24 protein-coding genes are annotated in these 26,089 nt (G+C 60.0%); 11 read left to right on the top strand and 13 right to left on the bottom strand.

Annotated elements, in window-relative coordinates:
• Positions 1–92 precede the first annotated feature (92 nt).
• Positions 93–1,910: a monovalent cation:proton antiporter-2 (CPA2) family protein gene (locus ACI3K0_RS05945; protein WP_404945132.1), complete on the top strand. Its 1,818-nt coding sequence runs from the start codon at positions 93–95 to the stop codon at positions 1,908–1,910.
• Between the two features lie 11 nt (positions 1,911–1,921).
• Here the strand turns inward: ACI3K0_RS05945 and ACI3K0_RS05940 are convergent, their stop codons facing one another.
• From ACI3K0_RS05940 to ACI3K0_RS05930, 3 genes are read right to left on the bottom strand one after another with little or no spacing between them, the layout of a single operon-like run.
• The gene (locus ACI3K0_RS05940) at positions 1,922–2,803 is read right to left on the bottom strand and encodes a patatin-like phospholipase family protein (protein ID WP_206824131.1); all 882 of its coding nucleotides are present in this window, start codon (positions 2,801–2,803) and stop codon (positions 1,922–1,924) included.
• Between the two features lie 8 nt (positions 2,804–2,811).
• Positions 2,812–3,372, bottom strand: coding sequence for a 16S rRNA (guanine(966)-N(2))-methyltransferase RsmD (gene rsmD / locus ACI3K0_RS05935; RefSeq protein WP_206824129.1), 561 nt, complete (start codon positions 3,370–3,372; stop codon positions 2,812–2,814).
• Between the two features lie 3 nt (positions 3,373–3,375).
• Positions 3,376–5,496 (bottom strand): pseudouridine synthase, encoded by a 2,121-nt coding sequence (locus ACI3K0_RS05930; RefSeq protein WP_404945131.1) that lies wholly within the window; start codon positions 5,494–5,496, stop codon positions 3,376–3,378.
• Between the two features lie 149 nt (positions 5,497–5,645).
• Here ACI3K0_RS05930 and ACI3K0_RS05925 point away from each other — a divergent pair, with 149 nt between their 5' ends.
• The gene (locus ACI3K0_RS05925; RefSeq protein WP_404945130.1) at positions 5,646–6,101 is read left to right on the top strand and encodes a nucleoside deaminase; all 456 of its coding nucleotides are present in this window, start codon (positions 5,646–5,648) and stop codon (positions 6,099–6,101) included.
• Positions 6,102–6,147: 46 nt separating this feature from the next.
• On the opposite strand, the gene ACI3K0_RS05920 is transcribed toward ACI3K0_RS05925, so the two are convergent.
• Complete coding sequence (locus tag ACI3K0_RS05920; protein ID WP_148142913.1) at positions 6,148–6,786, bottom strand: hypothetical protein; 639 nt, start codon at positions 6,784–6,786, stop codon at positions 6,148–6,150.
• A 135-nt stretch (positions 6,787–6,921) separates the two neighbouring features.
• Positions 6,922–9,831 (bottom strand): isoleucine--tRNA ligase, encoded by a 2,910-nt coding sequence (gene ileS / locus ACI3K0_RS05915; RefSeq protein ID WP_404945129.1) that lies wholly within the window; start codon positions 9,829–9,831, stop codon positions 6,922–6,924.
• Between the two features lie 318 nt (positions 9,832–10,149).
• Between ileS and ACI3K0_RS05910 the strand changes: the two genes are divergently transcribed.
• Positions 10,150–10,401, top strand: coding sequence for a DUF1902 domain-containing protein (locus ACI3K0_RS05910; RefSeq protein ID WP_148142915.1), 252 nt, complete (start codon positions 10,150–10,152; stop codon positions 10,399–10,401).
• Complete coding sequence (locus ACI3K0_RS05905) at positions 10,401–10,598, top strand: type II toxin-antitoxin system HicA family toxin (RefSeq protein WP_394353641.1); 198 nt, start codon at positions 10,401–10,403, stop codon at positions 10,596–10,598. Before ACI3K0_RS05910 ends, ACI3K0_RS05905 begins: the two co-directional genes overlap by 1 nt.
• A gap of 14 nt (positions 10,599–10,612) precedes the next feature.
• Here the strand turns inward: ACI3K0_RS05905 and ACI3K0_RS05900 are convergent, their stop codons facing one another.
• The 4 genes from ACI3K0_RS05900 to chrA form a co-directional block, all read right to left on the bottom strand.
• Complete coding sequence (locus ACI3K0_RS05900) at positions 10,613–10,852, bottom strand: BrnA antitoxin family protein (protein ID WP_183823132.1); 240 nt, start codon at positions 10,850–10,852, stop codon at positions 10,613–10,615.
• A 4-nt stretch (positions 10,853–10,856) separates the two neighbouring features.
• Positions 10,857–11,861 (bottom strand): bifunctional riboflavin kinase/FAD synthetase, encoded by a 1,005-nt coding sequence (locus ACI3K0_RS05895; RefSeq protein ID WP_183823134.1) that lies wholly within the window; start codon positions 11,859–11,861, stop codon positions 10,857–10,859.
• A gap of 55 nt (positions 11,862–11,916) precedes the next feature.
• Positions 11,917–12,765 carry a TIGR01459 family HAD-type hydrolase gene (locus tag ACI3K0_RS05890; RefSeq protein WP_183823136.1) on the bottom strand — a complete coding sequence of 283 codons (849 nt, stop codon included), beginning with the start codon at positions 12,763–12,765 and terminating at the stop codon, positions 11,917–11,919.
• A gap of 114 nt (positions 12,766–12,879) precedes the next feature.
• The gene (gene chrA / locus ACI3K0_RS05885; RefSeq protein WP_183823138.1) at positions 12,880–14,211 is read right to left on the bottom strand and encodes a chromate efflux transporter; all 1,332 of its coding nucleotides are present in this window, start codon (positions 14,209–14,211) and stop codon (positions 12,880–12,882) included.
• A gap of 352 nt (positions 14,212–14,563) precedes the next feature.
• Between chrA and groES the strand changes: the two genes are divergently transcribed.
• The 6 genes from groES (at position 14,564) to ACI3K0_RS05855 (ending at position 21,892) form a co-directional block, all read left to right on the top strand.
• Positions 14,564–14,860 carry a co-chaperone GroES gene (groES, locus tag ACI3K0_RS05880; RefSeq protein WP_092997992.1) on the top strand — a complete coding sequence of 99 codons (297 nt, stop codon included), beginning with the start codon at positions 14,564–14,566 and terminating at the stop codon, positions 14,858–14,860.
• A gap of 56 nt (positions 14,861–14,916) precedes the next feature.
• Positions 14,917–16,560 carry a chaperonin GroEL gene (gene groL, locus ACI3K0_RS05875; protein ID WP_148142920.1) on the top strand — a complete coding sequence of 548 codons (1,644 nt, stop codon included), beginning with the start codon at positions 14,917–14,919 and terminating at the stop codon, positions 16,558–16,560.
• Positions 16,561–17,047: 487 nt separating this feature from the next.
• Positions 17,048–17,407 carry an immunity 8 family protein gene (locus ACI3K0_RS05870; RefSeq protein WP_183823140.1) on the top strand — a complete coding sequence of 120 codons (360 nt, stop codon included), beginning with the start codon at positions 17,048–17,050 and terminating at the stop codon, positions 17,405–17,407.
• Between the two features lie 236 nt (positions 17,408–17,643).
• Positions 17,644–17,868, top strand: coding sequence for a hypothetical protein (locus ACI3K0_RS05865; protein ID WP_183823142.1), 225 nt, complete (start codon positions 17,644–17,646; stop codon positions 17,866–17,868).
• A 151-nt stretch (positions 17,869–18,019) separates the two neighbouring features.
• Positions 18,020–19,744, top strand: coding sequence for a penicillin-binding protein 2 (locus tag ACI3K0_RS05860; protein WP_148147364.1), 1,725 nt, complete (start codon positions 18,020–18,022; stop codon positions 19,742–19,744).
• Between the two features lie 198 nt (positions 19,745–19,942).
• Entirely contained in the window at positions 19,943–21,892 is a 1,950-nt protein-coding gene (locus ACI3K0_RS05855) for a methyl-accepting chemotaxis protein (RefSeq protein ID WP_404945128.1), read from the top strand.
• Between the two features lie 2 nt (positions 21,893–21,894).
• Here the strand turns inward: ACI3K0_RS05855 and ACI3K0_RS05850 are convergent, their stop codons facing one another.
• On the bottom strand, positions 21,895–22,500 hold the full coding sequence (locus ACI3K0_RS05850) for a LysE family translocator (protein ID WP_148147366.1): 606 nt from the start codon (positions 22,498–22,500) through the stop codon (positions 21,895–21,897).
• 621 nt (positions 22,501–23,121) lie between these two features.
• On the opposite strand from ACI3K0_RS05850, the gene ACI3K0_RS05845 reads away from it, so the two are divergent.
• Positions 23,122–23,568, top strand: coding sequence for a DoxX family protein (locus ACI3K0_RS05845; RefSeq protein ID WP_148147367.1), 447 nt, complete (start codon positions 23,122–23,124; stop codon positions 23,566–23,568).
• Between the two features lie 79 nt (positions 23,569–23,647).
• Here the strand turns inward: ACI3K0_RS05845 and ACI3K0_RS05840 are convergent, their stop codons facing one another.
• The 3 genes from ACI3K0_RS05840 to ACI3K0_RS05830 are packed head-to-tail and all read right to left on the bottom strand — an operon-like array spanning position 23,648 to position 26,069.
• Positions 23,648–24,256: a class I SAM-dependent methyltransferase gene (locus tag ACI3K0_RS05840; protein ID WP_183823146.1), complete on the bottom strand. Its 609-nt coding sequence runs from the start codon at positions 24,254–24,256 to the stop codon at positions 23,648–23,650.
• Between the two features lie 5 nt (positions 24,257–24,261).
• The gene (gene hisG, locus ACI3K0_RS05835) at positions 24,262–24,954 is read right to left on the bottom strand and encodes an ATP phosphoribosyltransferase (RefSeq protein WP_183824090.1); all 693 of its coding nucleotides are present in this window, start codon (positions 24,952–24,954) and stop codon (positions 24,262–24,264) included.
• Between the two features lie 5 nt (positions 24,955–24,959).
• Positions 24,960–26,069, bottom strand: a complete 1,110-nt coding sequence (locus ACI3K0_RS05830) for an ATP phosphoribosyltransferase regulatory subunit (RefSeq protein WP_183823148.1) — start codon at positions 26,067–26,069, stop codon at positions 24,960–24,962.
• Between the last annotated feature and the right edge of the window lie 20 nt (positions 26,070–26,089).

Raw genomic sequence — 26,089 nt, 5'->3', positions numbered from 1 at the left:
GAAGCATCAAGTGTGCCACACCTTTTCTTGACCGGGTTGTCGCGTCTGCGAACAGCCCGACTGATTCATTCCGCCTATTCGAAAGTTTCTGCATGACCGCACCGGGCTCGCTATTCACCGAAATGTTGCTTCTTCTGGCCGGAGCGGTCATCGCCGCACCAATCTTCAAGAGGCTGGGGCTTGGAACGGTTCTCGGCTATCTGGCGGTCGGCGTCATCATCGGCCCGGTCTTCCAGCGTATCACCGATACGGAAGAGGTACTGCATGTAGCGGAATACGGCGTCGTCTTCCTGCTCTTCGTCATAGGGCTGGAGCTCAAACCCTCGCGCTTATGGCAGATGCGCGGCGACGTGTTCGGTCTTGGTCCGGTTCAGGTTCTTTTGACCGGGCTTGCGCTTGCGGCGCTCGCCTTCGAGACCGGCATGGCGACGTGGCAGGGAAGCCTGATCGTCGGCTTCGGCCTTGCGCTTTCCTCCACCGCCTTTGCATTGCAGTTGCTCAACGACGCCGGCGATATCAACAGCCGCTACGGGCAACGCTCGTTTTCAGTTCTGCTGTTCCAGGATCTGGCGATCGTGCCGCTTCTGGCGCTGATCACCGTGCTTGCGCCGGGAACGGAGGAACAGGCCGCCACGCCGTTTGTCGATTTCGCCGTTGCGATCGCGGCCATCGGCGCGATGATCATCGCCGGAAAATATCTGCTCAATCCGATGTTCCAGATCATTGCCCGCACCGGCGCGCGCGAGGTGATGATCGCGGCCGCCCTGCTCGTCGTGCTCGGATCGGCGGCGGCAATGCAGATGGTTGGCCTGTCGATGGCGATGGGAGCGTTTCTCGCCGGCGTGATGCTGGCGGAATCCTCCTATCGGCACGAGCTGGAGGCTGATATCGAGCCGTTCCGCGGCCTGCTTCTGGCACTGTTCTTCGTTGCGGTCGGCCTGTCGCTGGAACTCGAAGTGATCGTCGACCATATCCTGTTCATCATCCCGGCCGTCATCGTGTTCATGGCAGTGAAGGCGTTTATCGTCTACGGGCTCTGCCGGCTCTGGGGCTCATCCCATAACGATGCGATCCAGATTGCCTTCCTGTTGCCGCAAGGCGGCGAATTCGCCTTCGTTCTGTTTACCACCGCCACCGCCGCCGGGCTTCTGTCATCCTCGACCGCCTCGCTGCTGATCGCCATCGTGACGCTTTCGATGGCGCTGACGCCGCTTGGTGCGGCACTTGCCAAACGCCTGATGCATGGTGAGGCGCGGGAGGAACTGGACGAGGATTTCGCCGGCGCCGGCGCAGACGTGCTGATGATCGGCTTTTCCCGTTTCGGCCAGATCGCCTCGCAGATGCTGCTTGCCGGCGGCAGCGCCGTGACCGTGATCGATGATTCCGCCGATCGTATCCGCCAGGCCGCCAATTTCGGCTTCCGCATCTATTTCGGCGACGGCACCCGTCGCGACGTGCTCGTGTCATCCGGCATCGAAAAAGCCAAGATCGTCGTCGTTGCGACGCAGAAGAAGGAAACGACCAGCAGGATCGTCGAGCTTATCCAGTCAGAGTTTCCCAATGTCCGGCTTTTCGCCCGTTCCTATGACCGCATCCATTCCCTGTGGCTGAGGGAAAAGGGCGTCGAATACGAATTGCGCGAAACGCTGGAATCCGGCCTGCTGTTTGGTGCCAAGACGCTGGAAGCGCTCGGCATGTCCGAAGCGCGCGCCGAGGAAATTCTTCAGGATATCCGCCGCCGCGACGAGGAGCGCCTGCAGATCCAAGCAGTCGAGGGCATTTCGGCAGGACGTGACAAGCTGTTCAACAGCCCCGTCAAGCCGGAACCGTTGATCAAGCCGAAACGTATCAGTGTTCAGGAAGACGTGGCCGACGAGGTGGAAGCGGGTCTGTCTCTGGGGAAATGGTGAGCCGGACGGCTTCAGCCCTTGGCGACGGATGCCTGCAGTGCATCCACTGCACGCTTCAATTCATCCTTGACGTGGTTTGCTTCGTCCAGAATTTCCTGCGCTTTGAGGAAATCCAGCACGCGGAAACGGTTGACCTGCGGGCGCAGGAAGATGTGCGGCGGATTTAGTTTCAGTTTCAGCGCGATCGAAGCCTGCATGGTTAGCTGACTGGCACCGAACAGCGCGTCGATGCGGGTCGGCGGGTGGGTGCCGTCGCCTTCCGGTGCGCCAACGACATCGACGCCGATGACAACGTCGGCAAGGTCGAGCAGCTGTTCATAGGGAACCGGATTGAATACGCCGCCGTCGATCATCACCCTTCCGTTGACCCAGACCGGCATGAACAGGCCGGGAATGGCGGCTGATGCAGCAATCGCAGTTCTGAGATCCCCCTCTTCGAGGATCACCTCGGCCTGCCCGTAATAATCGGTGGCGGAGATTTTAAGCGGGATTTTCAGGTCGGAAAAATCCTCCGGGATATCGGGAGGAAGGAAGGCATCGAGGATGGGATCGAGGTTGAAATGGCCGAAGCGAAAGCCGCCCAGCTTGTCGCGCATTGAAGCCGGTCCGAGCGTCCAGAGGCGATTGAATAGCGAATTGCGGTTGCCCATGGTGCGCACCGTATAGTCGCGGATGTCGGCGCCTCGCATGCCGGACGCCATGCCGGCCCCCATGATCGCGCCGATCGAAGATCCCGAAATCGCCACCGGTTTGATGCCGAGTTCATCGAGCGCCTCGATGATACAGATATGCGAGATGCCTCTTGCTCCGCCGCCGCCGAAGGCTACGGCATAACGCAGGCCCTCCCCGCTGTTTTCAGTATCCAGATCCGGCAGGGAGAGGCGCGTGTTCATGGCGAGGTTCAGCCTGGCTGATATCGATAGAATTCGATGCGGCTATCGCCGAACATCCGGCTTTCCAGCGGTTTGAAAACTGGATCGACGACAATCTCGGCATCAATCCGCTCTTCCAGCAGAACAAGAGCATCCGCGGCCAACCAGCCGCCGGCATGCGCCGCATGGAGTGCCTTTTCACCCAGGCCCTTGCCGTAAGGCGGATCGGCGAAAATCAGGTTGAACGGCTCGATATTGCCGATCGAACCGAGGCTGGTTGCGTCTCGACGGAGAATACGCGCCCGGCCATGCAGACCGAAACTGTCAATATTCTCCCAGAGAAGGCCCCTGCCTTCGACGCTGTTTTCAACGAACAAGGCCTGCTTGCAACCGCGCGACAGGGCTTCCAGCCCCACCGCGCCGGTTCCGGCAAAAAGGTCGATCACCCGTGTGCCATCGAGCGCGTCCGGATAGACGTGCCCGAGGATATTGAACAGGCTTTCGCGCGTCCGGTCGATGGTCGGCCGGATATCATTCGTCTTCGGCGTGGCCAGAGCGCGGCCGCGGAACTCACCCCCTACGATCCGCACAGCTTAGCCCCTCGGTGTCCGCGGCTTGCCGCCCGGGCGTCCACCGCCTGGGCCACCACGCGAACCACCACCTGGCTTACCGCTATTGGGTCTGCCGCCGGAAGGCTTGCCGCCAAAGGACTTTCCACCACCCGGCTTGCCACCGAAACCGGGCTTGCCACCCGAGGGCTTGCCGCCGAAGCCAGGCTTTGCGCCAGAAGGCTTGCCACCGAAGGGCTTGTCACCTCTTGCGGGGCGATCACCGAAGGAGCGCTCGCCTCTATCGTCACGCGACGGGCGGTCACCACGCGGCGGACGATCCGAGAAGGAACGTGCGGGGCGATCACCAGAGGGGCGATCACCGAACGAACGTTCTCCCCTCGGCTTGTCGCCGTAGGGACGATCGCCACGGGGCTTGTCACCAAAGCTGCGTTCGCCGCGCGGACGCTCGGAGCGCCCCTCGCTGGAGAAGGATTTGCCGCGGGCCGGACGGTCTCCGTCTTCGCGGGGCTTGCGGTCGCCGTAAGGCCTGTCACCTCTGGGGCGATCACCAAACGAGCGCTCGCCTCTCGGCTTGTCGCCGAACGAACGTTCACCGCGTGGCTTGTCGCCGAAACCACGGTCGCCACGGTCTTCGCGATCACCACGCCTTGCGCCTCGTTCCGGCTGGTCTTCGCCGCGGATCCAGTCGCTGTCATCCTTAACGCGGTTGATCTTGACGCGGAGATCGTTTTCCGGCGCTGGCTTCTTGAACAGCTGCTCGGCCTGGGCACGGGCTGTTACCTTCCGGCCGCTGTCGTCGGTCGTCGGGCGGGCGCCGGGCGCCATCCAGACATTCGCCGTGCGGCTGGTGCCCATCGGCGGGCGCTTCTTCGGCTTCTCATCACCGAAATCGCGATCCGATGGCTTCGCCCCGAACTTGCCGGAAGGCCTGTCGGAGAACTTGCGATCGTCGCGACGGCTGTCGGGACGCTTGGTATCGAGGCGGCCAAGGGCACGCTCGCGACGGTCGCCGCGATCACCACCCCGATCGTCCGAGCGGTCACTCGCCCAGCCGCGTTCGGACTTGGCCGGACGCTCGGCCTTTTCGGCGCGCTGCGGCTGCTCGTCTTCGGAAACGCGCTCGTTATAAAGCGGGGCTTCGAAATTGGCTTTCGATTCATCGATCAGGCGCGGGCCGAGCTGGTCGCGCAGTGTGCGGCCGCGCACTTCCAGCACTTCGCCTTCCGGCAGGTCGCCGAGCTGGAACGGACCGTAGGAAATGCGGATCAGGCGGTTGACCTCGAGACCGAGCGCGCCGAGCACGTTCTTGATTTCGCGGTTCTTGCCTTCGCGAAGACCCATAGTGATCCAGACATTGTGACCCTGGGCACGGTCGAGCGTCGCTTCGATCGAACCGTAGAGCACGCCGTCAACGGCAATGCCGTCCTTCAGCTTGTCGAGCGCGGCCTGATCGACCTCGCCATGGGCGCGCACGCGGTAGCGGCGCAGCCAGCCGGTGGTCGGCAGTTCGAGCGTGCGCGACAGACCGCCGTCATTGGTCAGAAGCAGCAGGCCTTCGGTGTTGATGTCGAGGCGGCCGATGGAGAGAACCCGCGGCAGGCCTTCCGGCAGGTTGTCGAACACGGTCGGGCGGCCTTCCGGATCGGAATTGGTCGTCACCAGGCCACCGGGCTTGTGGTAGAGCCAAAGACGGGTGCGCTCGATGCCGCGGATCGGCACGCCGTCCACTTCGATCTTGTCTTCCAGCGTCACGTTGACGACAGGGGTATCGAGCGGCTTGCCGTTCAATGTGACGCGGCCCTCGAGGATCATCCGCTCCACATCGCGACGGGATGCGACACCGACACGGGCGAGAATTTTCGAAATACGCTCGGGCTTGCCGTCGGTCGGCGCGGATGCACCCTCGCCGACGAATTCCTCGCGCTTGGCCGAACGGACCGGCTTTCTGACTGCCCCTTCTGCCTTGGCGCGCGGCTTTGCCGCGCCAGCAGGCTTGTCGCTGAATTTGGCTCCCGGCTTGCCTGAGGACTTGAAGCCCGGCTTGCCCCCCGACTTGGAAGCAGTGCTGCCTTCGGCTTTCGGCTTGATTTCGCGAACGAAGGTTTTCGCTTCGCCGCGCTTCGGCTTGTCTTTTGAATTCATATGTTGTTTGCCTGAAGCAGGATGTCGACGGAGTATCCCGGACATACTTGTTCGTGTTGACCAGATGGATGCACACCTTTCAAGGGCGCGCTTCGCGTTGCATGCTTCCTACCAGTTCATGCGATCCGGGTTAAGAGGAAATCGCTGAAATGCCTAAGAGCGACAGCTTCATGGATGCCGCACTGACAGAAGCCAGAAATGCCGCCGAACGCGGCGAGGTTCCAGTGGGTGCCGTCATCGTCATCGACGGCGAGATTGTCGCCCGCTCAGGCAACCGCACCCGCGCCGAAAACGACATTACCGCCCATGCCGAAATTGCCGTGATCCGCGCGGCTGCCGCCAAGGTCGGAAGCGAGCGGCTTGGCGGAGCGGATCTCTATGTGACACTGGAGCCATGTACCATGTGCGCCGGCGCCATATCCTTCGCCCGTATCCGCCGCCTCTATTACGGCGCCAACGATCCGAAGGGTGGCGCTGTGGAAAACGGCGTGCGGTTTTTCTCGCAACCCACCTGCCACCATGCGCCCGAAGTCTATTCCGGCATTGCCGAAGTGCCGGCGGCAGACCTGCTCATCGACTTTTTCCGGTCCCGACGGGACAAATAAGACTTACAAAAAAGGCCCGGCTTGGCCGAGCCTCGTTCGCTCAATCTTACTGGAAGGGCTTCCACCAGGCGGAGCCCTTTGTGGAGGCGGCCTCGGCTTCCTTCTTGCGGCGAGCTTCCTTCTTGGTCTCCGGCTCACCCAGATCCTGCAGGGTCTGCGCATCGGCAGTTCGGAATTCCGTCGGCGGATCGGAGAGCGAACGGCGGCCTCCGCTGATGCCCGGATCGTTTGCGTTGGCTTTCGCCTGGCGGAAGGCTTCCCACTTCTGCGATTCCGTCAACTGCCCGGCCTGGCCCTTGCCGGCCAGAAGCGGTGAACGGTAGTTCGGGTTGCTCTGGTTGTCGGTCGCTTCCTGACGAAGGCGCTCACGTGCCTCTTCCGGCGATTCGACCCAGTTCGGGTTGTTTTCGCGGTTGGCAAGCGATTGCTGCGGCGGCGGCAACGCCCCGCCTTCCTGATGGCTGGCGACGACCAGCGCAGGACGTGGGTTGTAGCGGATCTTCGCCTTTTCCTTGGCGCGATCGCCACCGATATCGATGGCCGAAGTCACGTCATCGCCCAATTGTTCCATGGCAGTCTTGTCTGTGCCGTAGGTCGGGCTTCCCATGCAGCCGGAAAGCGTCACGGTCGCAACCAGAATACCGGCCGCACCAAGGGCCATACGCAAGGTTTTCGTCGTTTCCATCAAACCCCTACCACGGACGCCCGCCTCGACGCCTCATAGACTATTGCCATCGACCTGACGGATAAATCCGGCCAATTTCAGGCAGGAATACCGGATGACGCGCTTAAGCGCAATCATCCGGCACGGTTCATGACATTACAACTTGCCAAGCTTGGCAAGTTCGGTCAGCGCCGCAGCATCGCGAGCCGAGACATCCGGCCATGCCGGATCGGAGCCGACATCGGTTGTCACACGCCACGAACGGGCGCATTTGGTGCCCTCGGCCAGCTTCGGATCGACCGACACGCCCGCGACTTCCGGCAGACGGAAAGCCGTTTCCGGGCCTTCACCTGCCGTGATCGTGATGGCCGAGGTGATGCAGGTTTCCTCGAATTCGAGGCCTTCCAGCGCCTTCAACAATTCGGCATCGGCAACATAGACGACGGGTGCCGCTTCCAGCGACGAGCCGATGCGCTTGTCCTTGCGCTCGATCTCGAGCGCGCCGGTGACCACGGAGCGAACCTTGCGGATCTTCGCCCACTTTTCGGCAACCGCGTCGTTCTTCCACTCGGCCGGCACCTGCGGGAACTGCTCGAGATGCACCGAGACCGCATCCGGTTTCAGCGACAACCAGGCCTCTTCGGTGGTGAAAGGCAGCATCGGGGCAAGCCAGGTGACGGTGGCCTCAAAGATTTTGCGGATGACAGCAAGCGAAGCGCGGCGGCGCGGCGAAGACGGGGCATCGCAATACAGCGCGTCCTTGCGGATATCGAAATAGAAAGCCGAGAGCTCGATATTGGCAAAATCGATCAACGCACGGGTGATCTTCTTGAATTCGAACGCGTCATAACCCTCGCGCACGAGCTTATCGAGCTCATACAGGCGATGCAGCATCAGCTTTTCGAGTTCCGGCAGATCGGCGTAGGCGATCTCTTCGCCCTCGTCATGCGCCAGCGTGCCGAGCATCCAGCGGATGGTGTTACGCAGCTTGCGATAGGCATCGACATTGGTCTGGATGATCGTCTTGCCGAGGCGCTGGTCTTCCCAATAGTCGGTGGTCATGACCCAGAGGCGAAGGATATCGGCACCGGCATCCTTCATCACGTCCTGCGGGGACACGACGTTGCCGAGCGACTTCGACATTTTCTGGCCCTTTTCATCCATGGTGAAACCATGGGTGACGACCGTGTCATAAGGCGCGCGGCCGCGGGTGGCAGCCGATTCCAGAAGCGAGGAATGGAACCAGCCGCGATGCTGGTCGGAGCCTTCGAGATAGACGTCGGCCGGCCATTTCAGATCCGGGCGGTCTTCCAGCGTGAAGGTGTGGGTGGAGCCTGAGTCAAACCAGACATCGAGGATGTCCATGACCTGCGTCCACTTTCCGTGGTCGTGGCCATTGCCGAGAAAACGCTCCTTGGCTCCTTCGGCGAACCAGGCATCGGCACCTTCGGCATCAAACGCTTCGAGAATGCGCTTGTTGACCTCTTCGTCTTGCAGGACATTGCCTTCCTCATCGGCAAAGACGCAGATCGGGACGCCCCAGGCGCGCTGACGCGAAAGCACCCAGTCCGGGCGCTGCTCGATCATCGCGCGCAGGCGGTTCTGGCCGCCGGCGGGGACAAAACGGGTGTCGTCGATCGCTGACAGCGCGCGGGTGCGCAGCGTTGTGCCGTCCTTCAGGTCTTTGTCCATATAGACGAACCATTGCGGCGTGTTGCGGAAGATGATCGGCTTCTTGGAGCGCCAGCTATGCGGATAGGAATGCTTCAGGCGGCCACGGGCAAACAGCGCGTTGCGTTCGATCAGCGCCTTGATGACGCGGTCGTTGGCATCACCCTTCTTGCCGTTGTCATCCATGACGCGAGCGCCCTCGAAACCGGGGGCGTCTGCGGTGTAGGTGCCGCTATCATCGACCGGGAACGGGATGCGGGTATCGATACCCCTGGCTTCCAGTTCCTTGACCGACGACATCCATGCCTCGAAGTCTTCACGGCCATGGGAAGGAGCGGTGTGGACGAAACCGGTACCAGCATCATCGGTGACGTGATCGCCGGCGAGAAGCGGAACGGCGAATTCGTAACCGCCGCCGAGGCCCGCGAGCGGGTGCGCAAGCGTCAGGGCTGCCATTTCGTCTGCCGAGACGCCACGCAGCTTCTTGAAGGTGAGCTTTGCCTTGGCAGCCGATTCTTCGGCCAGCGCATCGGCAAAGATCAGCTTTTCACCCGGCTGCGGACCGAAGTCGTTGACAGCTTCGGTGACCTCGTAAAGGCCGTAAGCGACCTTCGGCGAATAGGCGACGGCGCGGTTGCCGGGGATGGTCCACGGGGTGGTGGTCCAGATGACGACGTGAGCGTCGGAGAGTTCGGCAGCGCCGACGACCGGGAACTTCACCCAGATCGTGTCACTCTCGTAATCGTGGTATTCGACCTCGGCTTCCGCCAGCGCCGTGCGCTCGACGACCGACCACATGATCGGCTTGGAGCCGCGATAAAGCTGGCCGCTCATGGCGATTTTCAGCAGTTCGCCGGCGATGCGGCTTTCGGCGTGAAAGTTCATCGTTAGATACGGGTTGTCGAAATCGCCGACGATGCCGAGGCGCTTGAACTCGTCGCCCTGGATCTTGATCCATTTTTCGGCATAGGCGCGGCATTCCTTGCGGAATTCGATCATCGCGTCCGGCTGCTTCAGGTCCGGCTTGGCCTTGCCCTTGGCGCGGTAGTTTTCTTCCTCGATCTTCCACTCGATCGGCAGGCCGTGGCAATCCCAGCCCGGAACGTAATTCGAGTCATAACCGCGCATCTGGAACGAGCGGGTGATGACGTCCTTCAGGATCTTGTTCAGCGCATGGCCGATATGGATGTTGCCGTTGGCGTAGGGAGGCCCATCGTGCAGCACGAACTTTTCGCGGCCGACGGCGGAGGTGCGCAGTTGTCTGTAGAGGTCCATCTGCTGCCAGCGGGCAACGGTTTCCGGCTCCTTCTGCGGCAGGCCGGCGCGCATCGGGAATTCCGTCTCGGGCAGATAAAGGGTCTTCGAGTAATCGAGCTTTTCAGCAGTATCGGTCATATCAGGCAATCGTCTCTTGGCGCCACGTTTCGGCGCGATGCGGATGAGAATTCGGTGGCGGAGGCGCTGTTCAAACGCCAAAATCCCGGACCTTCCCGCAGCTTGATCAAGCAGCGCGGAAAGCCGGGCCGATAATTCGTATGATCATCCTAGCGATGATCTGGGCCGACCGGAAAACTGTCATGGACGCGGTTATTAAGGCGTTTTGGGGCGGAAAGGAAGGGGGAAATCGGATTGGCGAGACGACATGATTGCCTGACTGCCGCGAGGTCGTATATTCTTGCCGCGACTGTACCAGAACAGGTTTGGGCCGTTGTTATGAAAAGAACGTTTTTCGTAAAAGCCGTTTGGGATGAAGAGGCCAAGGTCTTTTATTCCGAGAGCGATATCGACGGCCTCCATATCGAAGCTCCGACCGTAAATGCTTTCGAGGACGTGCTCTTTGACGCAGCCATCGATCTGATCGTCGCCAACCATATGTCAGCAGCAGACCTTGCTGACACACCGATCAGAGATCTCATCCCAGCAATTCTCTGGGAGAGACCTGCCAGCATTCCGGCTGCGGCCTGATGGTCGATGGTTTTTACAAAACCGTCCGCACGATCATTTCGGAACTCGGTTATGAATATCTGACCAACGCGAAGGGTTCGCATGAAAAATGGCGCTCGCGAGACACCGGAAAGATCATATTGCTTCCGCATAATCTTTTGAGTCGACACACCGACAACGCTATCCTGAAAGATGCGGGCTCGGAAAAGCGCCTTTAAAAAACGACTGCTCTTCAATCTCTCGGATTTGCCGCCATCACACCGCGCAGTGCATCGTTGATGCGGTCCTGCCAGCCGGGGCCGTCTTCCTGAAAATATTCGATAACCGCGCTGTCGAGCTTGATCGACACAAGTTCCTTAACTTCCGGCAGGGCGCGCTTTTCGACAGGTGCTGCGGCGGCTTTCTTTGCCGGCTTGAACAGGGCTTCGGCGGCATCCATAGGATTGGTGGGCCGGCGCGGGGTGCTTGCCATGATCTTATCCTTCGTTTTCTGCGTTGAAGGCGAATGCGATCTTCGCATCCAGTTCACTAATCGGCTGAACGCCGGAAAGCAGCGCCCTCGCCTCTTCCTCGTCGCGCTTGATCTGCGCCACCAGCGGGTCCAGCCCGTCGAATTTCAGCTCGTCGCGCAGATGGCCGAAGAAAGAGACGGCGCAGATTTCGCAATAGAGCGAACCGGAAAAATCGAAGAGATAGGTTTCGAGCAACGGAGCGCCATTATCGGTCACCGTCGGGCGGCGGCCGTAGCTTGCGACGCCGTCATAAAGCGTGCCGTCTGCGCGGCGGAAACGGACGGCATAGATGCCGGGCTTCAATTCCGCCTCGGGCGCCAGCCGCATATTGGCGGTAGGAAAACCGAGCTGGCGGCCGAGCTTTTCCCCGTCGATCACTTCGGCTTCCACCGTATAGCGATAACCGAGCAGGCCGGCTGCCTGAGCGACATCCCCCTCGCCCAGCAATTCGCGGATACGGCTTGATGAAATCACCTCGGCGTTTTCATCGCGGAAGGCATCGACCAGCGAGACGGAAAAACCGTGGCGCTCACCGGCGGCCATCAGGAAGGCCGGCCCACCCTCGCGGCCCTTGCCGAAATGGAAATCGAAGCCGGTGACGACTGCACTCGCGCCCAGCCAGTCGACCAAAATAGACCGGATGAACTCTTCGGCGGAGCGGCCGGCAAAATCGCGATCGAATGGATATTCGATCACCGAATGGAACCCCATCGCCTCCAGGAGCCGCGCCTTCACCGGCGCCGGCGTGATGCGGAAAACCGGCTGGTCCGGCTTGAAGACGGTACGCGGATGCGGCTCGAAGGTCAGGACCAGAGCCGGTACACCGCGTTCTTCCGCCAGCTTCAGCGCACGTTTGAGCACGCTGCGATGACCGCGATGCACGCCGTCGAAGTTGCCGATCGCGACCACTCCGCCCTTCAGAGCCTCGGGCAGCGGATCCTTCTTTTCGTTGCGGTGAAATACGGTCATGGGACAGGTCCGGATCAGGCTATTCGATATTGCGTGACTGGCCAGGCCAGATCAATCAAGCAAGTCTGGGCATCCAGAATTTCGGCGCGGCGTTTTCGCTCTTCAACCATGCCTGCAGGATGGCCTCGTCCGTCTCGCCGTTGACAGTGTATTCCGCCACATGGATACCAGCGCTGATATAAAGCAGGTCGAGGCCTTGCGAAAGCGCGCCGCGCACATCGGTCGGCATGCCGTCGCCAACAGCGAGCACCTTCGACTTGTCGAAGTCGCCGCGCACTTCGCGGGCGGCCGCAAGCGAGGCCTCGTAGATCGGGAAATGCGGCTTGCCGGCGATGCGGGTCTTGCCGCCGAGCTGTTCGTAATAGGCGGCAACAGCACCGGCGCATGGAATGATCTTGTGGCCACGCTCGACGACGAGATCCGGGTTGGCGCAGATGAAAGGCACGTCGCGGGCAACCAAGGCCTTCAGCATGTCGGTATAGTCTTCCGGCACTTCCTTCTCGTCATCGAAGAAGCCGGTGCAGACGATCGCTTCCGCCTGGTCGGCGGAAACAACCTCGACGTCGAGACCATCGAAAAGCGGCATGTCGCGTTCGGGGCCGAGCAGAAAAACCTTTTTCGGGCCTTCGGCGATCAGATGGCGGGTCACGTCGCCAGACGTGACGATGCGGTCATAGGTGCCGTCTTCGACGCCGAGCAGTTTCAGCTGCTCGATGACGCCCGGCGCGGGCCGTGGGGAATTGGTGATCAGCACGACGGTTGCACCGGCTTTGCGGGCTTCGGCCAATGCCTGACAAGAATGCGGAAAGGCTGCAACACCGTTATGCACCACGCCCCAGACATCGGACAGAACCACATCGTAGCCGCCAATGACTTCACTCAAGTTCTGGATGCGCTTTGCCATGCCTGTTGATCACCTTCTGCCACGTCTGGCCTCACATATCTGGCGCTGATGTCGCAAAGCGTGGCCTGGATGGCAAGGAGATTTGCGTGCAGTGCGGTATATTTCATGCGGCCGTTACATGAGTGCCGCCAAGCGAACCGCCAGCCCGGCCGCGGCGCAGATACCGAGAACCGGCATCATGCCGAGCTTCATCCGGAACAGCAAAACGGCCGAGAGCACGAACAGAACTGCTGCCACCGGATCGAGGCTTGCCCAGACCGGCAGCGCCAGTTCAAGCCCGAGCGACGGCACGAGTTCGACCTTTCCTACTTCGCGAAACAGAACATGCAGGCCGAACCAGATGGCGAGGTTGAGGATGACGCCGACAATCGCCGCAGTGATCGCCGACAGCGCGCCGGACAGGATGCGATTACCGCGCAGGCGCTCGATATAAGGCGCACCGGCAAAAATGAAGATGAAGCTCGGAACGAAGGTCGCCCAGGCTACCAGCAAAGCGCCGAGAACGCCTCCGACGACCCCGGAAGCCTCGCGAAAACCGGTGAGGAAACCAACGAAGGAAAGAACGAGAACGAGCGGCCCCGGCGTGGTTTCGGCCAGCGCCAACCCATCCAGCATTTCGCCCGGCTTCAGCCAGCCATATTGCTCGACACCGACCTGCGCCACATAGGCCAAAACCGCATAAGCACCGCCGAAGGTGACCAGCGCCATTTTTGAGAAGAAGGAGAAAAGACTTGTCAGGCCATCCGGTGCGGAAAAGGCCCAAAGGATCAGAAGCGGCAATTGCCAGACGATGATCCAGCCGATCAGGCTCATGATCGCCCTGCCCGGTGATGGTGGTGCGTGAAGATCGGTGAGGTCTGTTGGTGCCGTGGTGACACCGGTTCGCCGGGCATTGAGGAAACCGGCAGAGGCAGCAGCGAGAACCACGACCGGAAAGGGTACAGAAAAAATAAACAGCGCCACGAAGGCCGTGGCTGCCACAAGACAGAGAAACCCGCTCTTCAGCGTCTTCTTCGAGAGCCGAATGACCGCCTCGACGACGATGGCAAGAACTGCGGCCTTGAGCCCAAAGAACAGACCGGCCAGCCATGTGGTTTCCTGCCAGAGCGCGTAGGCGGCCGACAGGATGGTGATGACGACGAGGCCGGGCAGAATGAAAAGCAGCCCTGAGATGACGCCGCCGCGGGTGCCATGGGTCAGCCAGCCGATATAGGTGGCGAGCTGTTGCGCCTCCGGTCCCGGCAGCAGCATGCAGTAGTTCAGGGCATGCAGGAACCGCTCCTCCGAGAGCCAGCGTTTTTCCTCCACGACTGCACGGTGCATCATGGCTATCTGCGCTGCCGGGCCACCGAAGCTCAAACAGCCGATGCGGGCGAAGACGGAAGTTAGTTCGGCAAGTGTGGGCTGAGCGCTATCCGATTTTGCCACATCGTCAATCGCCGCCATATGCCCTCCCCAAAACCAATATCCTCAAAAGGAATGCGCCTCAGTAAAAATGTCATGTTAAAGCTATATGACAATTTTCATTGGCTGGCTTCATCGGCAGCTGCCATGCTGAGGTCAAACTCTTCTGACAGAAGCCGTCTCGCCAGAGCAGGAGAGTGATGGCCGTTGGCTGTTAATCCTGTTTTGCTTGATGTTGCAGAGCGGCAACGAAAATTTCGAGCCCGTTCTTGACTCGCCCGATCGCCACCCTTATCTCGGGCTCCGTTAGCACTCTCATCCGAGGAGTGCTAAACGAGATCCGCGGGTCTTATTCCTGAGACCTGTCCATGTCATTTGATCGAGGGATTAGACAATGGCAAGCACAACTTTCCGCCCCCTGCACGATCGCGTTGTCGTAAAGCGCGTCGAGTCTGAAGAAAAGACCAAGGGCGGCATCATCATTCCGGACACCGCCAAGGAAAAGCCGGCTGAAGGCGAAATCATCGCAGTCGGCTCCGGCGCACGTGACGACAAGGGCGCACTCGTTGCTCTCGACGTCAAGGTCGGCGACCGCGTTCTGTTCGGCAAGTGGTCCGGCACCGAAGTCAAGCTTAACGGCGAAGACCTTCTGATCATGAAGGAATCCGACATCATGGGCGTTATCGGCTGATTGCCGGCAACGCTTTTTTCGTAATTCGCTGAAACCTCTATTCAGGAGCTCTCAAAATGGCAGCTAAAGAAGTAAAATTCGGCCGCTCTGCGCGCGAAAAGATGCTGCGCGGCGTCGACATCCTCGCTGACGCAGTGCAGGTAACCCTCGGCCCGAAGGGTCGTAACGTTGTTATCGACAAGTCCTTCGGCGCTCCGCGCATCACCAAGGACGGTGTATCGGTCGCCAAGGAAATCGAACTTGAAGACAAGTTCGAAAACATGGGCGCCCAGATGGTCCGCGAAGTTGCTTCGAAGACCAACGACATCGCCGGTGACGGCACCACGACCGCAACCGTTCTTGCCCGCGCGATCGTTCGCGAAGGCGCCAAGGCAGTTGCTGCCGGCATGAACCCGATGGACCTGAAGCGCGGTATCGATCTGGCCGTTCTCGAAGTCGTCAAGGACCTGCAGGCCAAGGCAAAGAAGATCTCCACCTCGGCTGAAGTTGCCCAGGTCGGCACGATCTCCGCAAACGGCGACACGCAGGTCGGTAACGACATTGCTGAAGCCATGCAGAAGGTTGGCAACGAAGGCGTCATCACCGTCGAAGAAGCCAAGACCGCTGAAACCGAACTCGAAGTCGTCGAAGGCATGCAGTTCGACCGCGGCTACCTGTCGCCTTACTTCGTGACCAACCCGGAAAAGATGATCGCGGACCTCGAAGACGCGTACATCCTGCTGCACGAAAAGAAGCTCTCGAACCTCCAGGCCATGCTGCCGGTTCTCGAAGCCGTCGTTCAGACCGGCAAGCCGCTCGTCATCATCGCTGAAGACGTTGAAGGCGAAGCTCTTGCAACGCTCGTCGTCAACAAGCTGCGTGGCGGCCTGAAGATCGCTGCCGTCAAGGCTCCGGGCTTCGGCGATCGCCGCAAGGCCATGCTGGAAGACATCGCCATCCTCACGGGCGGCACCGTCATCTCCGAAGACCTCGGCATCAAGCTCGAAAACGTCACCCTCGACATGCTCGGCCGTTCCAAGAAGGTTTCGATCTCCAAGGAAAACACGACGATCGTCGACGGCGCCGGCCAGAAGGCTGACATCGAAGGCCGCGTAGCCCAGATCAAGGCGCAGATCGAAGAAACCACTTCGGACTACGACCGCGAAAAGCTGCAGGAACGTCTTGCCAAGCTCGCTGGCGGCGTTGCCGTCATCCGCGTTGGCGGCTCGACCGAAATCGAAGTCAAGGAACGCAAGGACCGCATCGACGACGCTCTGAACGCAACCCGCGCGGCCGTTCAGGAAGGCATCGTACCGGGCGGCGGCGTTGCACTGCTCCGTTCGGCTTCCAAGATCACCGTCAAGGGTGCGAACGACGACCAGGAAGCTGGTGTCAACATCGTTCGCCGCGCTCTGCAGTCTCTGGTTCGCCAGATCTCTGAAAACGCTGGTGACGAAGCTTCGATCGTGGTCGGCAAGATCCTCGAAAAGAACGAAGACAACTACGGCTACAACGCCCAGACGTCTGAATATGGCGACATGATCGCCATGGGCATCGTCGACCCGGTCAAGGTCGTTCGTACGGCTCTGCAGAACGCAGCTTCGGTTGCTTCGCTGCTGATCACCACCGAAGCCATGATCGCCGAACTTCCGAAGAAGGAAGCAGCTGGCGGCGGCATGCCTGGCGGCATGGGCGGCATGGGCGGCATGGACATGATGTGAGACCGTTAAGGTTTCATATCTGAGCCATCCGGTTCAGGAATAGAAGGGCGGTCGCAAGGCCGCCCTTTTTTGCGTTGTGAATGGGATAAAAGACGACGGCGACTTTCTGCCCGTTGCTGTCACACGCCCACGAAGGCTATTGGTTGATAGTCGAGAAACTACCCAATATTTCGGAAGGCAGGGCGCTCCAATTTCAATGCATAATGATCCCACTTGCCATTGCCGCGTCTGTGGATTGCGGCAACCGTACCCCCAGTACGGAGAAGACGGAAATTGCCCCACCTACGAAATATGTCCCTGCTGTGGTGTTGAATTCGGTTATGAAGATGAGACGATCCGGAGTGCTCAGGCATTTCGCGAGACATGGATAAAAAGCGGCTTGAAATGGGTCTATGCTCAGGACAGGCCTGAAAACTGGTCGCCGGAGCAGCAGATGGCCTGTATACCGGCCCCATTCAGATGATAGGTATACAACCCATATGGTGCCATGAAAGCTGTGATTAAGTCCTACTCGATGGCAGGGGGAGAGTTCGATAGTTACTGGCCCGATGACCCATCAGACTTTTGTATTGGCATGGATGTAACAGTTGCCATTCAGGGCAAAGAGGGCGGAGATATCTTCAGCTTTGAAGTTTGTTCTCCGAAATGGTTCCAGAAGAACCGTGCCCAACACCCTGCCTTTTCAAGGCACATTTTATTTATGAACGAGCACGATGGTTGCGCGATTAAGGCAGCTGTCGGAAAACTTGTCTCCGAGGTGTCAGGCGAAACATGGAATGACATAGCAAATATATTGTCCCGGTTTATGTTTTGGGAATTTGAAGATTACGAAGAATCCTATTCCTAGAATGTTTTGACGCTCCACTTTCAGTGTGACGTACACCTCGCCAGCAGCTTCGAACCAGCAATCCAGTGGCGTGACACTCACCACCATTGTGCGACGCAGCCATTCCCGAACCCAACGCACACAGCCCTGCTCCCCAACCACCTGCTGTCACATATCAGCGTTGCAGAATGAGATATATGCATCTGCCCAAAATGGGAGCATAAGGCACATAGCTTATGCAAATGAGAGCCTTTGTCATGGATTGGGTCCCTGTCGTCTTCGTCATCTTCAAAGCTGTCGCTTTGGGCTTGGCCATGTTCTTCGCCATCAAGTGGCATTATGATCAGGGTGAAAAGGGTGAGACGCTGGCGTTGGTACGCACGGGCGGCAAGGTAGCGGCAGTTTTTGCGCTGGCGGTGTTGGCCTTGGCAGTCTTCGCATTTTTCCTCAGCAGTCAGCTCGGTCTGGACTTGAGCCTGTGATGGCCAGGCATTCGGTGGCCCCTCCCGGGCACCGAATGTGCGTTTTCGTGATCGGTTCGGCGCGCGATATTAGCGTGTCGTTAACCATCCGAACCTAGACAATCGTCGGCACGGTGGTCGATGATCTTCCGCCTGAGAGCAGAAGACCTTCATGTCAGTTATCGCCTTTTCCCTTCGCAAGAGCGGTCGCGTGAAAACGCTGATCTCTGCAAAACGCTCAGCCAAAGCAAAGCGGAAGGCGCCGGGCAGTGCGAAGCAGGCGAGATCCCGCCTCGTCATCCTGTCGACCTGTTTCATCCTTGCCTATTGCGCGATGTTTGCCCGGATGACCGAATACGGCTTCAGCCCGGCAGAGGCGACCGCATCCATTCCCGCCAATAACAATATCGCGGCGCGTCCGGACATTACCGATCGCAATGGCGAGCTTCTGGCGACAGACATCCACACCGTTTCGATGTTTGCCGAACCTTTCCGCATCGTCGATCTCGATGAGACGGTGGAGAAAATCTCGGCCCTTTTTCCGGATCTCGATCGCAAGTCGCTTTATGCCAAGCTTTCCGACAAGCGCCAGAAATTCATCTGGGTTCGCCGCCAGCTGACGCCGAAGCAGCAGAGCGAAGTGTTGAAACTCGGCATCCCCGCCATCGGCTTTCGTCCGGAGGTGAAGCGGTTCTATCCGGATGGGCGCATCGCGGCGCATGTGCTCGGTTATGTCGATATTGACAATCGCGGCGTCGCCGGCATGGAAAAGTATCTCGACATGCAGGGGCTTTCCGACCTGAAGAGCGTCGGGCTGACCACCGAAGAAGCGTTGAAGCCGATCCGCCTTTCGCTCGATATCCGGGTGCAGAATATCGTCTATGACGCGGTTCGCCACGCGATGAGCGAATACAAGAGCAAGGCTGCCGGTGCGGCCGTCATCGACATTCACACCGGCGAAGTGCTGGCGCTTGCCTCCGCACCCGATTTCGATCCGAACGATCCGCAGGCCGATGGCGGAGACGGCTGGCTGAACCGGATGACCAACGGCACGTTCGAAATGGGCTCGACCTTCAAGACCTTTTCGATGGCGATGGCGCTCGATTCCGGCGTGACAAAACTCTCCGATACGTTCGACGCCACGACGCCGCTTCATTTCGGCCGCTTCACCATTCATGACGACCGCGACGTGCCGCGCCGCTGGCTGACAGTACCGGAGGTCTTCCGCTACTCCTCCAATATCGGCACGGCGAAGATGATGGACCGGGTCGGCATGGATAACCAGAAAGCCTATCTCACCCGGTTCGGGCTTTTGACACGGATGGAAACCGAACTGCCGGAAGTGAAGACGCCGAGCCAGCCGAAAGTGTGGAAGAAGATCAACGCCATCACCATCTCCTTCGGCCATGGCGTGGCGACCACGCCACTGCAGACGGCAGTTGCGGGCGCGGCCCTCGTCAATGGCGGCGAGCTGATCGAGCCGACCTTCCTGCCGCGCACGGCAGAGGCTGCCGAACAGACCGCGGTGAGGATCGTCAAGCCGAGCACGAGCGATACGATCCGCACCCTGTTCAAGCTCAACGGCGAAGAGGGCTCGGGCAAAAGCGCCGACGTTCCCGGCTTCCATGTCGGCGGCAAGACGGGAACAGCAAACAAGGTCATCAACGGCAAATATTCCCACACGCTGAGCTTCAACGCCTATCTGGCGGCCTTCCCGATCGATCACCCGCAATATGTCGTTTTGTCCTTCTGCGACGAGCCGCTTTCGGGCGAAGGCACGACGAGTACTTTTGCCACCAATACGGCAGCGCCGATGGTAAAGCAGATCGTTGCGCGCGCAGCGCCGATGCTCAATGTCGTCCCGGATTTCGAACCGACGATGGTCGCGAACTACTGAGACCGCCTGCCCCCTATGAATACATTCGCTTCTCGGAGGCAGAAGCATGCTGCAACCAAGGTCCAAATGAAATTCGACGGCACCACCTGTGCGAGTATAATTTTAGACAGGTATAAAATATTACATTAGCCGATACTTAATCATAAAGACCTGCCGCTACCCTGGCCTCGACGCACTCTCTGCACACGGGGCATTTCGATGAAGCACATCTCGATCGTCGGCAAGTTCATGGCCATCATGGCGCTGTTTGGTATCTTCGCCATAGCCATTGCGGGTTACAGCAGTTCACGCATCTATGAGATCAACGGGTCCTATGGCGATCTTCTGCACAAGGAGAGTACGGCATCACTTTCGGTGGCGCGTGCCAACCGGTCGATCCAGATGGCTCGGGCGGCGATAGGTGATCTTTTGATGTCGCGCACGCCGGAAGGCAATGCGGCCGCGACCGCGGAACTGCAGCATGCGCAGGCGGGATTTGCCGAGCGGATGGACGCGGCGATCGGCATTCTTTCTGATAACCGGGATCTGCATGCGCTGAAGGCTGCCGGCCTTTCGATCCTTCAGCAATCCTGCGCACCGGCAATCAGGCTCGGCGAGGTCGCAAAGACAGAGGGCGAGATACAGGCATCGCAGGAGGCTTTCCTGACCGGCTGCCAGCCGCAGTTCGCCGCATTTGCCGAAACGTCGACGAAAATCACCGATACGATCATCAATGGCGTATCGGGCAAGGCCGAAACTCTCGGCAGTGCTGCCAATACCACAGCATTGACTACGCTTGGCGGCGTCCTTCTCGGTCTTGTCGTCGTGCTGTCGGTCGGGTTCTTTGCCATTCGCAGCTGGCTGGTGCGGCCGATCAAGCAGTTGCAGGCAACGATGGTCAACTTGGCCAACGGCAATCTTTCGGTGACGATCGACGGCGTCGATCGCCGCGACGAGGTGGGCCAGATGGCTGGTGCGGTGCAGGTATTCAAGGATAACGGCCTGCGCGCCCGCGAAATGGAACAGCAGGCGCAAGACAACCGCAGCGCCCAGGATGCGGAGCGCCAGCGCAACGCTGAAGCCGACCGGGTGCGGGCAGCAAACATGGCGCAGGCGACGGAAGGGCTGGCAGAGGGGCTGAAGCAGCTTTCCAGCGGTAATCTGGCAGTCACGCTTAACCGGCCGTTCAGCCCGGATTTCGAAGGCCTTCGATCGGATTTCAATTCCGCCGTGGCGCAGTTGCGTGACACAATGCAGGCTGTTTCAGACGCCACCGGCGCGATCGACAGCGGTTCGCGCGAACTTTCACAGAGCGCCGCCGATCTTTCCCGCAGAACAGAACAGCAAGCCGCCTCGCTGGAGGAAACCGCAGCAGCACTCGACGAGATCACCTCGAATGTTGCCAATTCCTCTAACCGCACGGAAGAGGCGCGCGGAATGGCCGTGGAAGCCAATCAATCGGCGCTGCAATCGGGTGAGGTGGTCGCGAAGGCGGTCAATGCGATGCAGAAGATCGAACAGTCGTCGGAACAGATTTCCAGCATTATCGGGGTGATTGACGAGATCGCCTTCCAGACCAATCTTCTGGCGCTGAATGCGGGTGTGGAGGCCGCGCGCGCAGGTGAAGCGGGCAAGGGATTTGCCGTGGTCGCCCAGGAAGTGCGCGAACTCGCCCAGCGCTCGGCCCAGGCGGCAAAGGAGATCAAGGAGCTGATCCGCAACTCGGCCGATGAGGTCAGAAGCGGCGTTTCGCTGGTCAGCGCCACCGGTATTGCGCTTGCCGGCATCCGCAATCATGTCTCGGCGATCAATAGCCAGCTGGATGCGATTGCCACATCATCGAAGGAACAGTCGGTCGGCATGTCGCAGGTGAATGTCGCGGTCAACCAGATGGACCAGGTCACGCAGCAGAATGCCGCCATGGTGGAAGAGGCAAACAGCGCCAGCGTGGCACTTGCCGGTGAAGCGGAGCGGCTGCGTGTGCTGGTGTCCCGCTTCGATCTCGGTGCGGATGCTCCGATCGCAACGGCCCCGGCTGTGCGCGCCGTCTCACCGACAGCGCCCGCCCGTCAGGTTCACCCCTCGCCCGCACGGTCGCTGGCCGGAAAACTGGCAGCAGGACTGGGGCTCGCGCCCAGCGCTGCAGGGGATAATTGGCAGGAGTTCTGAAGCTATCGCGTTCCTTCGGTCGCAAGCTTCAATCCAAGTGCGGCAAAGGATGCGGCGAAGGCGCGGCGCATCCAGCTCATCGCGGTTTCACTCTGCAGCAGATATTGCCGCCCGGTCGCGGCAATCACGGCATAACCGATAAACACGATGAAGGTCATCGCGGTGAAGCCGAGACCAAGTTCGATCAACAGCCCAACCGGGCTTCCAGCGGGTACGAATTGCGGGATGAAGGCGACGAAGAACAATGGCAGTTTCGGGTTCAGTATATTCAGCAGAATGCCGCTACGGATGAGCTGCAGCGGGGATTTCGGTTCCGTTGGGCGCACCGACAGCCCGCCTCGCCCTTTCAAAACCGCCCAGGCCATCCAGAGCAGATAAGCGACGCCAGCGAATTTGATCGCCTGGAACAGAACCGCGCTCGTGTGGAGAATAGCGGCAAGACCGGCCATGGCGACGACCAGATGAATGACCGTCGCAATCGTGCAGCCGATCGCAGCCCAGAAACCCGCCTTCAATCCGCCGCCAAGTGTCGATGACAGCGTGTAAACGACACCGATGCCAGGCGAGAGGCATATTATGAACGCCGTCACCAGATATTCGAAGGTCATCCCTCACTCCCTCCCATGATCGCAATGCGAAGACAGGGCGCAAGGATGGAGCAGGAAAGCGAATCTATCAAGCTGTGTGCTCGCCACGTAGTCTTTCGTCCCGCAAATGCAATGGCGCGGCAATCGGACGGGGAAGCTTTGTCTCATTGATCCCAGTAAAATCAGGATGATGGCGTGAATTTCGCGCCCCTTCATCCCCGCAGCGAATGGCGGTCACATAATCATGTCGCTTTCGCCACCGGAGTGTTTCGCGAGACGTTCGTGGGCAGGCGGAAGCTGGCATAAGCCTGTCGCAGTCACGCCTGCGGCATGCAAGGCATGTCCGCAAGCCGACCCATCCTCATGAAAGGAAGAAATCGAGGGAAACCGGCAGGACATCAACCAATATGCCAGGCCGCGCAATTGCAACGCCATACAAACCTATATCCCGATTCCGCATTTGCGCGGCCTCTCCCCTGTTTCACATCCCGCGCCGAGCCTTGTCGTTGTCGTTCATTTTTAGCGAACAATTTGTCCACCTTCGTTCACCTTTCGGGGCACCGATAAACGTGGCACATACAGCTCCAGAGAATTCAACCGCTGGCCCGAAAGACCGGAGCTGGCGAATATCTGGAGACTTCCATGTCTAGCTCGCAAAACACCATCGTCCTGATCGCCCGTATCCTCTTGTCCTTCATCTTCATCTATTCCGGCTTCGGCAAACTGACCGATCCGGCAGGCACCGCCGGCATGATCACCGGCGCCGGCCTGCCTGCTGCCACGGCTCTGGCTTATCTCGCCGGCCTGTTCGAATTCGTCACCGGTCTTGCCGTTCTCGTCGGCTTCCAGACCAAAATCGTCGGCTGGGCGCTTGCACTCTTCTGCATCTTCACCGGTGCCGTCTTCCATTCGGGTACCGTTGCCGTTCCCGGCTGGCCTGATGCGGCTCTCGGCTGGATCAACGCCCTTAACGGCATCATGCTGATGAAGAATTTCACACTGGCCGGCGCATACATCCTGCTCGCAACCTTCGGCCCGGGCGCATATTCCATCGACGCCCGCCGCGGTTCCGTCGCAATTGCCGCCTAACAATTATCAAATCCCTGCCAAGACATTCCCGCCGGACCAACATCCGGCGGGTTTTTTATTGTCTGAATAAAGGACTGTTCTAGCGGCGGATATTTTTGGCGAGCCAGACGGTCGCGCCGCCGCAGGCAGGATCCTGCGAGATCTGGGCGACCACCCTAAAGCCGTTCTTCTGCAGCAGCGCCTCATATTCGGCCTTTGACAGGCTGGCATGGTAAAGCGGCTCGCCGCCGAACTCGCCCATCGCCTCGCCTTCGAAATGACCGCTGGTAAACATCAGCGCAGCACCCGGACCGGCAAGCGCGCCGAAGCGCGGAAACATCGCCCGCTGGTCATCGGCATTCAGGTGAAAGAAGCTGTGCCACGCAAGGATGCCGGAAAACTTGGTCGGTATGTAGAACTTCCGCATGTCGTCTTCATGCCAGGCCATGCCCGGAAACCGCTCGCGCGCCAGCCCGATCAGCGTCTTCGACGTATCGACACCGGTGACGTGAAAACCTCTGCTGATCAGATGTGCAGCCATCGGCTCGGCCGCCCCGCAACCGAGATCCAGCACATGCCCGCGCTGCGGGATAAGCCCGGTAAAATGATCGAGCCACGGCCGTTCGAACAGGTTGCGACCGCGCACCTTGTCGAAGGCGAGCGCGTGGCGTTCATAAAGCCCGATAATGTTGGCGTCCGCGCCTGACATCCTGATCACACGGCCTTGCGGACTGCCTCGACGATCGCCGCGATACGGTCGTCGCCTTCGTGCTCGGCCTTGCGGGCGCGAACAAGGCAGGCTTCCGACTTCAGGATCACGCCATCGGACAGGATCTTCAGGTGATTGGCCTTCAGCGTCGAGCCGGTCGAGGTGATGTCGACGATGATATCCGCCTGTCCCGCGGCAGGCGCTCCTTCGGTGGCGCCAAGGCTTTCGACGATGCGATAGAGCTGGATGCCGTGGCTTCCCGAAAAATGCTGCTGCGTCAGCCGCCAGTATTTGGTGGCGATCTGCAGACGGCGGCCATGGCGCGAGCGGAAGTCGGCGGCAACGTCACCGAGATCCGCCATCGTGTCGACATCGAGCCAGATCTCCGGCACGGCGACGACGACATCCGCATGACCGAAGCCGAGGCGGGCCGAAATTTCGACCTTACGGTCGGCATCTGCCAAACCTTCGCGGATCAGGTCTTCACCGGTCACGCCGAAATCGACCGTTCCGGCACCGATTTCGCGGGCAATCTCGGAGGCAGACAGGAAGGCGATCTCGATATCGTCGTGACCGTCGACCTTGCCGCGATAGGAGCGCTCGTTACCAACGGCAACGATCGGCATGCCGGCGCGCTCGAAGATTGCGGACGCATCTTCCTTCATGCGGCCCTTGGAGGGGAGAGCGATGGTAATCATAGACATCAGCGCGCCCTCGCCTGTTCGATCCGGTCGAGCCAGAGCGAGAAGCCCACGGCCGGAATATCTTCGTTCGCACCGAGAAGCGTCATCAGCCGGTCAAAACGCCCGCCACCGGCCAGAACCGCGTTGTCGCGGCTGACTTCGAAGACGAGCCCGGTGTAATAATCGAGCGGACGGCCGAATGCGGCGCGGTAGGTCACCTTGGTCAGGTCGACACCGAGATCGGCCATGGCCTCCGCGCGTGCCTGAAACGTCACGAGTGCCGCCCCCATGGCAAGCCCCGCCGCATCGGCGAAACCGGCCAGTGCTGCGGGAGCCTCGGAAAGCGACATTTCCAGCGACAGGAATTCGCTCAGGAGAAGAAGCGCCGAGCCATCGAGCCTGGTTTCGGCCAGCGATTGCTTTTCCTTCAGCCGGGCCGCGATTTCGCGCGGCGAACGGCTGGCATTGGTGGAGTACCCCGTCTCTTCCATGGTCCGGTCGATATGGGCGATCAGCGCCGCCTCGTCCTGGCTCAGAAGCGCGGCAAGCTCTGGTGACAGACCCGTTTCAGCCTGCGGGCTCGCCAGCGTCATCAGCAGGTGCCGCAGATGGGCATTGTTGCCGAAGGACTGGATCAGCCGTTTCTGCCAGCCGCCGGGCAGGCCAAGCGCACGAACGACCGCCTCGAAGACCGCCTGGTCACCGAGCGTTACCGTCAGGCGGCGGCCGGGAATGAGGTTGTGCAGGATCTGCATCGCATCGTTGACGGCGCGCGCATCGGCATTGGCCGTCGCGGTCTCGCCCAGATCCTCGATACCGGCCTGATAGAACTCGTTGTCACCCTCGCGGCGCTGGCGGAACACTTCGCCGAGATAACAGTACCGCCGCGGCGTGCCGGTGGCATTGGCGATATGGCGCAGGCAGACGGGAATGGTGAATTCCGGCCGAAGGCAGAGGCTCTCGCCCGTCTCGCTTTCGGTGAGGAAAATACGCCGGCGCAGGTCTTCGCCCGCCATGTCGAGGAACGGCGCTGCCGGCTGGATGACCGGTGTGTCGATCCGCGCGGTACCGCGGGCAGCGAATTCATCGAGCAGGGTGCCTGAAAATTCGGGCATGTTGATCAGAGGCATGGGAGAGCTCCCGAAACACA

It is taken from the genome of Rhizobium sp. ZW T2_16 (assembly GCF_044987325.1).
Classification (GTDB): Bacteria; Pseudomonadota; Alphaproteobacteria; order Rhizobiales; family Rhizobiaceae; genus Neorhizobium; species Neorhizobium cellulosilyticum.
Note: the sequence above shows the minus strand (reverse complement) of the source record. Positions and strands in the feature narration are given on the sequence as shown.

Coding starts and splice junctions, on each gene's coding strand:
- ACI3K0_RS05860 (WP_148147364.1), top strand. CDS start 18,020: ATGTCAGTTATCGCCTTTTCCCTTCGCAAGAGCGGTCGCGTGAAAACG.
- ACI3K0_RS05870 (WP_183823140.1), top strand. CDS start 17,048: ATGAAAGCTGTGATTAAGTCCTACTCGATGGCAGGGGGAGAGTTCGAT.
- ACI3K0_RS05890 (WP_183823136.1), bottom strand. CDS start 12,765: ATGGCAAAGCGCATCCAGAACTTGAGTGAAGTCATTGGCGGCTACGAT.
- ACI3K0_RS05920 (WP_148142913.1), bottom strand. CDS start 6,786: ATGGAAACGACGAAAACCTTGCGTATGGCCCTTGGTGCGGCCGGTATT.
- ileS (WP_404945129.1), bottom strand. CDS start 9,831: ATGACCGATACTGCTGAAAAGCTCGATTACTCGAAGACCCTTTATCTG.
- ACI3K0_RS05930 (WP_404945131.1), bottom strand. CDS start 5,496: ATGAATTCAAAAGACAAGCCGAAGCGCGGCGAAGCGAAAACCTTCGTT.
- ACI3K0_RS05845 (WP_148147367.1), top strand. CDS start 23,122: ATGTCTAGCTCGCAAAACACCATCGTCCTGATCGCCCGTATCCTCTTG.
- ACI3K0_RS05840 (WP_183823146.1), bottom strand. CDS start 24,256: ATGTCAGGCGCGGACGCCAACATTATCGGGCTTTATGAACGCCACGCG.
- ACI3K0_RS05945 (WP_404945132.1), top strand. CDS start 93: ATGACCGCACCGGGCTCGCTATTCACCGAAATGTTGCTTCTTCTGGCC.
- ACI3K0_RS05865 (WP_183823142.1), top strand. CDS start 17,644: ATGGATTGGGTCCCTGTCGTCTTCGTCATCTTCAAAGCTGTCGCTTTG.
- ACI3K0_RS05830 (WP_183823148.1), bottom strand. CDS start 26,069: ATGCCTCTGATCAACATGCCCGAATTTTCAGGCACCCTGCTCGATGAA.
- ACI3K0_RS05940 (WP_206824131.1), bottom strand. CDS start 2,803: ATGAACACGCGCCTCTCCCTGCCGGATCTGGATACTGAAAACAGCGGG.
- groES (WP_092997992.1), top strand. CDS start 14,564: ATGGCAAGCACAACTTTCCGCCCCCTGCACGATCGCGTTGTCGTAAAG.
- ACI3K0_RS05900 (WP_183823132.1), bottom strand. CDS start 10,852: ATGGCAAGCACCCCGCGCCGGCCCACCAATCCTATGGATGCCGCCGAA.
- ACI3K0_RS05905 (WP_394353641.1), top strand. CDS start 10,401: ATGGTCGATGGTTTTTACAAAACCGTCCGCACGATCATTTCGGAACTC.
- hisG (WP_183824090.1), bottom strand. CDS start 24,954: ATGATTACCATCGCTCTCCCCTCCAAGGGCCGCATGAAGGAAGATGCG.
- chrA (WP_183823138.1), bottom strand. CDS start 14,211: ATGGCGGCGATTGACGATGTGGCAAAATCGGATAGCGCTCAGCCCACA.
- ACI3K0_RS05855 (WP_404945128.1), top strand. CDS start 19,943: ATGAAGCACATCTCGATCGTCGGCAAGTTCATGGCCATCATGGCGCTG.
- ACI3K0_RS05925 (WP_404945130.1), top strand. CDS start 5,646: ATGCCTAAGAGCGACAGCTTCATGGATGCCGCACTGACAGAAGCCAGA.
- groL (WP_148142920.1), top strand. CDS start 14,917: ATGGCAGCTAAAGAAGTAAAATTCGGCCGCTCTGCGCGCGAAAAGATG.
- ACI3K0_RS05910 (WP_148142915.1), top strand. CDS start 10,150: ATGAAAAGAACGTTTTTCGTAAAAGCCGTTTGGGATGAAGAGGCCAAG.
- ACI3K0_RS05895 (WP_183823134.1), bottom strand. CDS start 11,861: ATGACCGTATTTCACCGCAACGAAAAGAAGGATCCGCTGCCCGAGGCT.
- ACI3K0_RS05850 (WP_148147366.1), bottom strand. CDS start 22,500: ATGACCTTCGAATATCTGGTGACGGCGTTCATAATATGCCTCTCGCCT.